This window comes from Rhizobium croatiense (assembly GCF_019793465.1).
Lineage (GTDB): Bacteria > Pseudomonadota > Alphaproteobacteria > Rhizobiales > Rhizobiaceae > Rhizobium > Rhizobium croatiense.
The window spans coordinates 93,475-105,405 of the sequence record NZ_JAILYJ010000021.1 but is presented as its reverse complement, the minus strand read 5'-3'; the positions used below and the strand labels follow the sequence as shown (position 1 = coordinate 105,405).

5 protein-coding genes are annotated in these 11,931 nt (G+C 62.1%); 1 reads left to right on the top strand and 4 read right to left on the bottom strand.

Annotated features, from left to right (window positions below; translation table 11 throughout):
* Positions 1-367: 367 nt before the first annotated feature.
* A complete protein-coding gene (locus K6M89_RS27175) occupies positions 368-721 on the top strand; it encodes a VOC family protein (RefSeq protein ID WP_222141660.1) in 354 nt (117 codons plus the stop codon).
* A gap of 50 nt (positions 722-771) precedes the next feature.
* Here K6M89_RS27175 and K6M89_RS27170 read toward each other — a convergent pair whose 3' ends face one another.
* The 4 genes from K6M89_RS27170 to K6M89_RS27155 all read right to left on the bottom strand — a co-directional run bounded on the left by K6M89_RS27170 (position 772) and on the right by K6M89_RS27155 (position 11,791).
* Positions 772-2,010, bottom strand: a complete 1,239-nt coding sequence (locus tag K6M89_RS27170; protein WP_222141659.1) for an OpgC family protein — start codon at positions 2,008-2,010, stop codon at positions 772-774.
* 101 nt (positions 2,011-2,111) lie between these two features.
* On the bottom strand, positions 2,112-10,631 hold the full coding sequence (locus K6M89_RS27165; protein WP_222141658.1) for a glycoside hydrolase family 94 protein: 8,520 nt from the start codon (positions 10,629-10,631) through the stop codon (positions 2,112-2,114).
* Positions 10,632-11,316: 685 nt separating this feature from the next.
* Complete coding sequence (locus K6M89_RS27160; RefSeq protein WP_012485575.1) at positions 11,317-11,481, bottom strand: hypothetical protein; 165 nt, start codon at positions 11,479-11,481, stop codon at positions 11,317-11,319.
* Positions 11,482-11,605: 124 nt separating this feature from the next.
* Entirely contained in the window at positions 11,606-11,791 is a 186-nt protein-coding gene (locus K6M89_RS27155) for a hypothetical protein (RefSeq protein ID WP_097580521.1), read from the bottom strand.
* Positions 11,792-11,931: the final 140 nt, after the last annotated feature.

Genomic DNA, 11,931 nt, shown 5'->3' with positions numbered 1-11,931 from the left:
GTCGCAACTGTGGCTGCCATGCGCAAGCTGCTCACCATCCTCAACGCAATCATCCGGGACCAGAAAGCATGGCAAAACGCTTGACTTCCAAGACAGTCGCTCTGCCCTGCCGGGCATCTCCCCCACAGGTGGGGAGATTGGCAAAAGGTTGACCCCGCAGTCCCTTTCCGTCGCTGTGCGGAACACAGGTTCGTTGTTGTTTGGGGAAGTCGGTGCGCGCAGCCAATCTCCCCACCTGTGGGGAGATGCTCGGCAGGGCAGTAGGGGTGCCATACGCCGCCACGTCGCCATTCCAAGCCAAGCCCCGATTGACCACCCTGCCGATCTTTCTACCTTCCGCCTTGTCCAAGCATCGGAAGGAAAGCCCATGAAGGTCCTGCGCATCGTCGCCAATATTGCGGCACCCGACATCACGCCGGCGCGGCGGTTCTATCAGGATATCCTCGGTCTCGAGGTCATCATGGATCACGGCTGGATCACCACCTTCGGCGCCGCGAGGCCTATGAACGTTCAGGTGAGCGTCGCCAGCCAAGGCGGCTCCGGCACGCCGGTGCCGGACCTCTCGATCGAAGTCGACGATCTGGATGCCGCTTTCGCGGCGATGTCGGCCGCCGGTTTTCCGATCGAATACGGTCCGGTGGACGAGCCATGGGGCGTCAGGCGCTTTTATACACGCGATCCCCTGGGCAGGCTGGTGAACATCCTCGTTCACAAAAACTGAGCCGGCGGGCATGGCCCGCCGGCTCACTTATATAAAGGCAAGGCTGGCTGCTATTTCCGATTGGTGCGGCGATAGGTGTTTGCCGCTCCGCCGATGCGCACGGGCACCGGGACGGCGGCAACCTCGGTGACGAGCTTACTCTTGACCTTGCCCTGCTGACGCTTGTGCTCGAGATAGTAGGCATAGGTGAATTGCGTCGCAATGCCGGCGATGACGAAGATCGGGCCGACCAGCGGATCCTTATTGGTGATGTAGAGCACCACCTGGCCGACCATGGCGAGGATCGTGCCGGCGACAAAGATGTTGAGCGAATGGCGGCCGAGGATCGTCAGCGGGTGGTCCGCGGGACGCCGCAGGATGCGGGAGCATGCGGGGATGCTGATAATCAGATAGGTCAGCGCCAGCACATGCAGCAGCCGCGGCAGCGACAGGAAGGTCTTGTCGAAACCGGTGATAACAGGCGGCAGGCCGAGCGCTGCCAGCGAGTTGCCGAAAATCCAGAGATGACCTGTCACCCAGACGAAGGACAGCACGACGTAAGCGGCGGCGACCGCAAGCAATAGCGGATGCCGCGGGATCCGGCCGCCGCGCTTGATATGCAGGATCGAGACGATACCGATCGAAAACAGGAACTGCCACGACAGCGGATTGAGGAACCAATAGCCTTCGATCAGCATGTTGTGCGGCGCCACCTGATAAATGCCGGCGAGCAGCCAGACCGTGCCCGAGACGGCAAGCGCCAGCAGCGGGCTTCGCTCGTTCAGGAGAAGGAGGATGGGCACCATCAGCAGCAGCGCCCCGTACATGGGCAGGATATTGTTGTAGCCGATCTGGTGGCCGAGCAGGAGCAGCGCCGGGATACCGTCCTTGAGGTTCATCAGAACCGCCAGAATATTGATTTCGACAAGCAGTCCGGGCCGGTGGAACAGCCAGGCGCCGCAGATGAACAGCGCCAGCGTCATGAAGGTCGTGATCATATGGGCGAGGTAGAGCGTGAAGGCCCGCTTTGCCGCCTTGGTCGCCATTCTGAGCCGGGTGCCCGGCTGAAAGCGAGAGCCGTAGGCAAGGCCGACGGCAATACCCGATATCAGCACGAAGGCCTCGGCGGCATCGGAAAAGCCGAAATTCTTCGTCGTGGCATATTCGAAGAACTGCCCGGGAACATGATTGATGAAGATCATGATCAAGGCGAGGCCACGCAGCACGTCAAGCCGTGTATCGCGCCCTGGCGCAGCTACAGATAGGGAACTGCGCTCGGCGCCGATGGCCTCGGTCAGCGTGCTTGCCATGGGGTGTCTCCTATTATCCGATTTGCAAACGCGACGACGGCCAAAAGGGTTCCCTTTTGGCCGTTCGCGAATCGCCGTGATGTCTGCGTGGAGAAACGCTTTTATCCGAGCGGATATCCCTCTTCGGGATCGGCGATTTCGCTGCCGTTGATCGACAGAGTGTAGCCGCTGGCATTGGACGCTTTTGAGACCGAAATGCGGTATTTGCCGTCGCCCCGCTCCACCTCTGCCGCAAAACCGTCCCATTCCGACGGGAGCGACGGACGCACATAAAGCCGGCCGTCCTTCAACCGGATACCGAGGATGCCCTCGACGGCAGCCCGGTAGAGCCAGCCGGCCGAGCCGGTGTACCAGGTCCAGCCGCCTCGCGCCGTATAAGGCTCATGTCCATAGACGTCGGCGGCCACGACATAGGGTTCGACCCGGTATTGCTCGGCCGAAGCCTTGTCGAGCGCATGGGTGATCGGGTTGAGGATCTGGAAGCAGCGGAAGGCATCGTCGCCCCGCTTGAGCTCCGCCAGCGCCATCACCACCCAGGTCGCGGCATGGGTATATTGGCCGCCGTTTTCGCGCACGCCCGGCGGATAAGCCTTGATATAACCGGGATCCCTGGCGGAATTGATGAAAGGCGGTGTGAACAGCCGGATGATGCGGGCTTCCTCGTCGACCAGTTGATCGAGCACGGCATCCATGGCCTTGACGGCGCGGGCCGGGTCGCCCTCGCCGGACAGAACGCTCCAGGACTGCGCGATCGAATCGATCCGGCATTCCGGGCTTTCCTTGGAACCGAGCAGTGCGCCATCGTCGAACGTGCCGCGGCGATAGTAGCCGCCGTCCCATCCCGCGGTTTCGAGCGCTTTCTTCAAGTCCTTGAGATGTGCAGACCAGCGCTTTGCGCGCGCCGTGTCGCCGCGTTCTTCGGCATAGGGAATGAAGGCGCGCAACGCGCCTGCCAGGAACCAGCCGAGCCAGACGCTGGTGCCGCGGCCGGCGATGCCGACGCGGTTCATGCCGTCGTTCCAGTCGCCGCCGAGGAACAGCGGCAGGCCGTTAGCCCCCTTGCGAGCGATAGCGAGATCGAGTGCCAGCGCCGCATGTTCGTAGACGCTCGCCTTATCCTCGGAAATCTCCGGCTTGTAGAAGGAGTCATGCTGCCCCTCGAGAAGCGCCGGACCTTCCAGGAAGGCAATTTCCTCGTCGAGCACGCTCTTGTCGCCGGTGACGCTGCAATAGTGGTGGATCGCATAGCTCAGCCAGACGACGTCGTCCGAGATCATCGTGCGGACGCCGGCACCCGTACCAGGCAGCCACCAATGCTGGACGTCGCCCTCGCGGAATTGGCGCGAGGCGGCGTTCAGGATCTGCCTGCGGGCGATCGAGGGTTCGTGCAGCAGGAAGGCCAGCGTGTCCTGCAGCTGATCGCGGAAACCGAAGGCGCCGCTTGCCTGGTAGAAGGCGGTGCGGGCCATGATCCGGCAGCCGAGGCTCTGATAGGGCAGCCAGGTGTTGACGAGATTGTTCATCCCGCGATCCGGCGTCGAGATCTGCAGCCTGCCGGTGAAATCCCGCCAGAAGCTGCGGTTTGCCTCGACGGCCTCGTCGAACGAAGCCTTGCGGATATCGGCGATGACGGCGCGCGCTTCTTCTTCCGTCGGCGTATCGCCGAGGAAGAAGGTGAAGTCGCGCTCCTCGCCGGCGTTAAGCTCGATGTCGATAGCCAGAGCCGCGGCCGGATCGCCGTCGAGTTCGGTCGCACCCGAAAGAGCAGCCGCTGACGTAACGGCCTGCGGCGCCTGGATCGTTCCCGCCTTGCCGATGAACTCGCGCCGGCTTGCGCAGACGCTCGATGGCGTCTCGCTCGCCGCGAAGAAGGCGGTTCGGTTGGAAAAATCGATGCTGTACGGATTGGTGGCGAACAGCGCGCCCGTCTCCTCATCTTGGCTCGACAGGATGAACGGGGCGGTGCGTCCGGGATTGCTGCCGAGCACCCATTCGACATAACCATAGAGACGCAGCCTGCGGCCGGTCGAGCCGGTATTTCGCAGGCGCAGACGCTGCAGCTTCACCGGCTTGTCGCGGGCGATCGTCTGCGTCAGCTCCAGTGCGATATCGTGCTGGACGCTCGAGAAGACCGAATAGCCGAGCCCATGGCGGGCTTCGAAACGAATGTCCGGCCGGCGCGACAGTGCTGCGAACGGCGTCATGACTGCCCCGCTGTCGAGATCGGCGAGATAGAAGGCCTCGCCCGAACGGTTGACCACCGCGTCGTTCGACCAGGAGGTCAGCTGGTAGTCGCGCGAATTGACGCTCCAGGTGAAGCCTGCACCTTCGGCCGACACGTGAAAGCCGAACCTGTCATTGGAAATGACGTTGATCCAGGGCTGGGGCGTTGCATGACCGCCGGGCAGGCGAACGACATATTCGCGGCCGTCTCGGGCAAAGCCGCCGATGCCGTTCCAGAAGTCGAGATCGCCTTCCTCCTCGATGACGACAGGCGGCACGACAGGCGGCGGCACCGGCGCGACGCGCTTGACCGGAGCCTTGTTGCGCTCGGCGCGCTCCATCTCCTGCAGCTCATCCTTCGACGGTGCAAACAGGGCGACGGCGCGGTTGATCTGGTCGATCACCTTGCCGTTCTTCGCATGCAGGGTGACGCGGGAGGCCGCGATCACCGCACGATAGGTGCTTTCCTCCATCAGGTCCTTTCGAACCGCGAAGATATGCTGGCGCAACCCGTCGGCCTGGCCCATGCGGCGCACGTTCTCGCACATGGCGTCGAGCGCGTGCTGCATGTCCTGTGCGTAGGAAGAGGCACGTTCGTTCATGATGATGAGATCGGCGGTGACGCCGCGCGAGCGCAGATATTCCTGCGCCAGCAGGGCCTCGCGGGCAATGTCGAGGTCCATGTCGTCGTTGACGCGCAACGTGAAAATCGGAAAATCGCCGGAGATCGCCAAAGGCCACAGCGCCGATTGCGATTGCAGGCCGGCCTCGACGGTCGCTTCATCCTTGCGCAGCTGCATGTCGGGATAGACGAGGTAGCGCCCGAGATGCTGGAAGGCTGCCGCCTGCTGCGAGGTGACGCCGACGTGGCGCATCTGCACCTGCGTGCGCGTCCAGGCCTGGACGAGCTCATGGTTGAAGGCGTCGGGATGACGGTAGCGATTGACCGCTTTGTCGACCTCGTCGCGGTTTGGCGCGGCGATCGTCCAGAAGAACACGCTGACCTTTTTGCCGGCCGGCACACGCACGGTGCGGCGCAGCGACATGACGGGATCGAGCATGAAGCCGTCGCTGCCGGAAAGTGTGGCGCCCGGATCGAAGGCCGCCGCATCGGCGAGGCTGCGGCCACGGCCGATGAACTTGCGCCGGTCGGTCTCGAATTCGGTGTGACGAGTGTCGCCGGCATTGTCGACGATCAGATGCGCGATGCTGATGTTCGGCTCGTTCGGATCGCGTTTGTTGCGTTCCGCGCGAATGACGTCGCCGCGCTTGCCGATTTCGGTCTTGACGAACATGCGGGCGAATGCCGGATGCGCATTGTCGGTATCATCCGAGGTGATGACAGGTTCGAGATAGGAGGTGACTTCGATGAAACGGTCTTCCGTGCCCATGTTGAGCAGGGTGACACGGCGGGCCTCGGCATCATGCTCCGTCGCGATGATGCACTCCACCTCGCTCGTCAGATCACCAATCGTCTTGGTGAACTGCGCCTTTTCGTCGGCGAACTCGACTTTGATCTTTTCGCCCTCGACCCCCTTCGGCTCTGCTGTCGCCGACCACCATTCGTTGGTGGCGGTATCGCGCAGGAAGATGAAGGTGCCCCAGCGGTCTTCGGTCGGATCGGCCTTCCAGCGGGACACGGAAAGACCGTTCCAGCGGGAATAACCGGCGCCCGTCGCCGTCAGCATCAGCGAGTAGTGGCCGTTCGACAGGAACACGAGTTCGCGGTCGCGCGAAGTCGGATCGCTTATCTTCCTGATCTCCGGCCGCAGCAGATCGTCCTGGATGCTGGCCGGCGTATCGGATTCATGCTTGCCGCTCATGACGGGAATGTCGCGCGGCGCCTTTTCCTGCAACAGAAGCTCCGCCGCCTCGATGACCGGGTCGGAATGGAAGAGCTCGCGCAGATGGCCGTTGAAGGCGACGTTGGCGACGGCGGCGATCGACATGCCGTGATGGTGGGCATAATAATTGTAGACCACCGCGCATTTCTTGCCTTCCGGCACCCGCGTCGGCGTGAAGTCGACGGCGTCGTGGAAGCCGAACTTTCCGAGCGCGCCGACCTTGCGCAGCCGCTGCAGGTTTTCGAGTGCGCCCGGCGGGTCGTACTGGCTGGCGAGCAGCGATGCATAGGGCGCGATAACGGCATTGTGGCCGAGGCCGCGCTTGAGGCCGAGCGTCGGCACGCCGAAATTCGTGTACTGATAGTTGAGGTTATGGTCACGGGCATTGAAGGCCGCTTCCGAAATGCCCCACGGAATACCGAGCTTGCGGGCGTAGTTCATCTGCTCGACCACGACAAGATTATTGGTCTGGTTGAGGATGCCGCCGCCGCGCTCCTGCATGACGAGCGGTGGCATCAGATATTCGAACATCGAGCCGGACCAGGAGACCAGCGCGCCGCGCGATCCGACCGGCACGACCTGGCGGCCGAGGCGATACCAGTGCTCCGTCGGCAGGTCGCCCTTGGCGATGCCGAACAGGCTGGTCAGGCGGCATTCGGAAGCCAGCAGATCGTAGCAGGCCTGGTCGAGCTCGCCGCTTTCGACACGGTAGCCGATCGACAGCAGGCGCCGTTCCGGCCGGAACAGGAAACCGAAATCCATCGAGAAGGCAAGATCGCGGGCCTTGTCGCGCAACGCCACCAGCCGCGGCCGGAGCGCATCGACCTTGGAAAGATCGAAGGTGCTGTCGGAGATATGCGCCTCGCAGACCTTGACGAGGGATGCCGCCCATTGGGTGACCTCTTCGCTCTGCTTCGACTTGACCTCGTGGTCGAGATTGGCGGCGAGCTTTTCGATGTCGCGGGCGAGAACGGCGAGGTTGATGATGCGGATCGAGGCGAATTCGTGCTCGCGCTTGACGGCGGCAAGCGCGTTCTGGAAGCCGACAATGCGCTCTTCCAGGCGCCGGCGCAGCGGCCGCACGGTCTTGCGGTCATCCGGCAGATCCGCCAGCACTTCGCCCAAAATGCCTGCCGTATCGCCGACACCGTCGAGATTGCCCTGCATATGGGCCGACGGCGCCTCGGCCCAGTTGCGGCAGGCCGAAGAAACGGCGATCAGGTGGCCGGCGAGATTGCCGCTGTCGACCGCCGAGACGTAACGCGGCCCGAGCGTCTGCAGCGTATCGGAGTGATACCAGTTGTACAGATGGCCGCGGAATTTCTCCATTTTGTCGATCGTGGCAATCGTCTGCTCCAACCGCTCGAGCGTCTCCTCGAAGGAGAACCAGCCGAAATGCCGGCCGGACACGACGGAAAGCAGATAGACGCCGATATTGGTCGGCGAGGTGCGGGCCGCGACGATGACATGGGGCGTTTCCTGAATATTGTCCGGCGGCAGATAATTCTGCTCGGCCGTGGTGAAGGTTTCGAAATAGCGCCAGGTGCGCCGGGCGATCTTGCGCAACTCGCTCGAAACGGAATCGGCGACTTCGAGCCGGTCCTCGGTCTCGGCCGACTGGCTGACATACCAGGCGACGACAGGCGAGAGGATCCACAGCAGCGCGAAGGGGATGCCGACCAGGAAGGCGTTGTCGCCGGGAAGGGCTGCGAAACCTAGCGCCAGCAGCGCCAGCACAGGCGCATGCCACATCTGCTTGTAATAAGAGGCGAGGGTGCCTTGCCCGCCGGCCTGAACGCTGGCGGCGGTCCGCCACTGCAGCATCAGCTTGCGGCTGACGAACAGGCGGTAGAGCGAACGGCCGATCGCATCCGCCATCATGGCGGCCGAATCGGCAATGAAGACGATCCGCAATGCAACCTGCGCATTGGCGGCCGTGATATCCGACCAGACCGTATAAAGATGGGCGCGGGCGACGATATCGCTGGTGCGCGGGATGATGCCGTTGATGAGCGACAGCGTCGGCGCCACGAAGAGGCAAAAGATCAGCAGAATCTGCCAGACCAGCGCGCCGAGCGGGCCCATGAAATACCAGCCGAGCACCGAGGCGAAGAACCAGGCGATCGGCGTCAGCGAACGGCGCAGATTGTCGAACATCTTCCAGCGGCCGAGTGCCGTGACGCCGTATTTCGGATTGAACATGTAAGGCAGGAGCTGCCAGTCGCCGCGCGCCCAGCGATGCTGGCGCGAAGTCTCCACCTCGTAGCGGACGGGGAAATCCTCGACCAGCTCGAGATCGGTGACGAGGGCGCAGCGCGCCATCGAACCTTCGAGAAGATCGTGGCTGAGTACGGAATTCTCGTCGATCCGGCCCTTCAGCGAGGCTTCGAAGGCATCGACATGGTAGAGGCCCTTGCCGGTGAAGGTGCCCTCGCCGGCGAGATCCTGATAGACGTCGGAAACGGTGAAGACATAAGGATCGAGGCCGCGGTTGATCGAAAAGACGCGCTGGAAGACCGAGGCGTCCTTGCCGGTCGTCAACGACGGCGTGACACGCGGCTGCAGCACGCCGTAGCCGCTTTCGACACGGCCGGTTTTCGGATTGATGACCGGGCGGTTAATCGGATGATAGAGCTTGCCGACGAGCTTGGTGACGGCGTCACGCATCAGGCGGGTGTCGGCGTCGAGCGTCATGACATATTGCACGTTGGCCGGCACGGCATTGGCGCCCGGCAGATAGGTGGTGTCGCGGTCGCCGCGCAGCAGCATGTTGAGCTCGTGCAGCTTGCCGCGTTTGCGCTCCCAGCCCATCCAGACGCCTTCCGAGGCGTTGTAGAGACGGCGGCGATGCAACAGGTAGAACCGCGTCTTGCCGTCATAGGCATAACGGGCGGAGAGATTGGCGATCTCGCGCCTTGCATAGTCGAGAACCTCGAGATCGGCGGGTGTCTCCTCGACATCGCTGTCCGGCCAGTCGCTGAGCAGCGCGAAATAGATTTCGCCGCGCGGATTGGCGAGATAGTGGACCTCGAGATTGCGCACGTGATCGTCAACGCTGTCGCGGTTCGAGATCAGGCAGGGCACGACGAGCAGCGTGCGCGCATCCTCCGGAATGCCTTCCTTGAACTCGTAGCCGACGAGACGCGCCGGCGTCACGAAGAAGGAAAGCAGCGTGTTGAAGAGACCTGTCGCTCCCTCCGATGCCGGCAGCGAGAACATAATCAGCAGCACGGCGATTTCGATCGGACCCATGCCGGCATTCGCCATGAAGTTGCCGACAACAGCCATGGCGATGACAGTCAGCAGCATGACGGGAACGGCAATTGCCAGCCAGTTGAACTGGCGCACGGCGCGCACGAAATGCTGGGTGACCGTCGGGCGGTAATTCGCCCGCGCCTCGAGCTTCGGCCGCTGCGCGCCGGACAGGAAGCCGCCGACATTCGGTTCATGCGGCTGCGGCTCGCCGGAGGCCTTGGCAGCATCCGTCATATCGAGCGCCAGCTGGGCGATTTCCATCTCGGTCAGCGGCGAACGCTTGGCGAGCTTCTCAATCTGCTTGCGATATTTGTTCCGCGAGCCGGAATCGAGGATGCCGTAATCCGAATGTTCCCAGAGCAGCTTGTCGACATGGCTGACCTGCTCGACCCAGACCGACCATTCGGTGTCGTCGATCTCGCGCAGGCTGCGGATGATGTTGCCCATCGTCACGTTGCCGGAGGAGAGACGGCTGTGTTCGGCCGTCGTCGCCTCTTCGGTGTTGCGGCCAAGCTCTTCCAGCCGCTCGTCGAGCCAGGTGATCGCCAGGCTCGAGGTCTGCGAGCCGTCACGCAGGCGATAGAGGAACTGCGTCGAGAAGGTGTTGTCCTCGGCCAGCGGTTCCAGCGTCTTCAGATAGGCGGCCGCCCTGGCCGGATCGGTCAGGCGCACCAGCTCGTCGGCGGCCTCGTTGGCGCGGCGGCGCAGCCGGCGGCTGGCTTCGACACGGCTCGAAATACGGCGAAGGTTTTCGACGAGCACGTAGCGCACCAGCGAGGGCAGCGCCCACAATTCACCGATCCTCAGTGTCTCGTTGGCCTGGAAGCCGTCGACCAGCGCCGTCAGACTTTCCTGCGAGATCGTGCTGTGGGTATGGGCGACGTAGAGCCAAGCAAGCACCAGAGTGCGCGGAATCTCGACACCGCCGACAGACATGGTCGGCAATTCGCGGTAGAAGCGGCGGGGGAAGTCACGCCGCACCTCCTGAATTGCCTCTTCGACGATATAATGGTTGTCCAGCAGCCATTCCGCCGCCGGCGTGATCGTCTCGCCGGCCTCGACATCCGTCGCCGTCGTGCGATAGACGCGCAGGATTTCCTTCTGATTTTCCTTGTGGCGTGCGAAGAAATCGAAAGGGGCGAAAGCCGGCAGCTTGTCGACGCCGTTACGGGCGACTGCATCGCCCATCGCCTTGATGTCCTCGATGGAGAGATAGGTCGAGCGGATCGAATCATTGTGATCGATCTGCTTCATCTCGGGTTCGCGGGGAAGGCTCGGAGAAAGAATGGCAATAGACATGGGTTCGGTTCTGGATCCAAACAAAGTTATGGCTGGTTTTGCTCAGCCTTTTGCACTGCTTATCATGACTGCTACATGAACGGGCCCCAATTCGTCGAAGATCGATGAAGCCGGGGTGAATGACGTCTGGCAAGCGATGCAACCGGGCGCGGCCCTGGTCCAGGACGACCCGAGGGCGATCAATGCACTCTCCGCAAAACCATGTCGAAAAGTTGGACACCATCGGAATAATTCAAGTCAAGAGGCTTGCGCCGCCTGACCGATGCGCTTGCGCGGCGGGGGATGGCGAGCATGCCGGCGCCTGGTTGCGGCGAGGCAGGCGCCGAGGGAGGATTTTCCGGATCTTCGGCTGTCCTTTGAGCGGCTTGTTCGCCTGGTCACGGTGTCCGACCGGGGCGTGCGCCGACTTGAACTCCGCCAGACCTTAAGCGCGTCGCATCAAATTTGATTCACGCAACGCGCTTTAGCTCTTTGTTTTTATGCATGTCGTTGTCCCGGAACCGCTGCACATTTCCGGGCGACATGCATACCGGAAGCAAAAATGCGCCGCGGCGCCCTTTTCGAGCGCGTGATAAGGGGAGAGGGATGATCAAGGGGCTTGAAACACCGAGACAGTGTCCGGCATTCAATATAGGCGGCAAACTCGCCGCAGCCTCGGCGCCTGCCGAGGCTTGTTATCTGCCGACTATCCGACGAGGCCGAAGACCATGGCTACCACAAACAGGAATGCCGCGGTGAAGATTGTCCCATGGAGCACCGCCTGAAGCCTGTGACGCGTGGCGTGCGGCTTCTTGGTCGGTACGGAACCATAGTGGTTCACGTGAGTATGCGAAATACCCAGTTCTGCCATATGTCGCCTCCGTCGTTTTCGTGCGGCCGGTTGTGCGGCTCGCTGTTATATTTCTTATTCTCTATCAGGTAGGTAGAGATAAATTTCCGTCCAGAGGGAGCGGAAGAGAAAATTCAACCTGCTCTTAGCAGAGCGTGCGCCATGCCCAGATCAACGAGCGCTCGACGGCGTTCTCGTTCTGCGGCGGGTTGGAGGTCTCGATCAGGCGCCGGTCCTTTTCCCCAGGCATGGCGACCGTCATCTGTTCCTTGCGTTCGGCTTTGACGGGAGGATCGAGGTAGCCCATGGTCATCCCACCGAGAAAGAACATGCCTTGACCTCCATCGATCACGAAAGCTAACAATCGTTAACAGGATCATGACAGAAGCGGGGCAGCTGTCAATAGTCTAGCTGAATGGTCGTCTTTTAGCGAAATATTATCCTTAACACCCGCGCCGCTTGTTTCTTTTC

Excerpts from the sequence above, each read along its gene's own strand:
- K6M89_RS27175 (WP_222141660.1), top strand. The coding sequence starts at position 368 with ATGAAGGTCCTGCGCATCGTCGCCAATATTGCGGCACCCGACATCACG.
- K6M89_RS27170 (WP_222141659.1), bottom strand. The coding sequence starts at position 2,010 with ATGGCAAGCACGCTGACCGAGGCCATCGGCGCCGAGCGCAGTTCCCTA.
- K6M89_RS27165 (WP_222141658.1), bottom strand. The coding sequence starts at position 10,631 with ATGTCTATTGCCATTCTTTCTCCGAGCCTTCCCCGCGAACCCGAGATG.
- K6M89_RS27160 (WP_012485575.1), bottom strand. The coding sequence starts at position 11,481 with ATGGCAGAACTGGGTATTTCGCATACTCACGTGAACCACTATGGTTCC.
- K6M89_RS27155 (WP_097580521.1), bottom strand. The coding sequence starts at position 11,791 with ATGTTCTTTCTCGGTGGGATGACCATGGGCTACCTCGATCCTCCCGTC.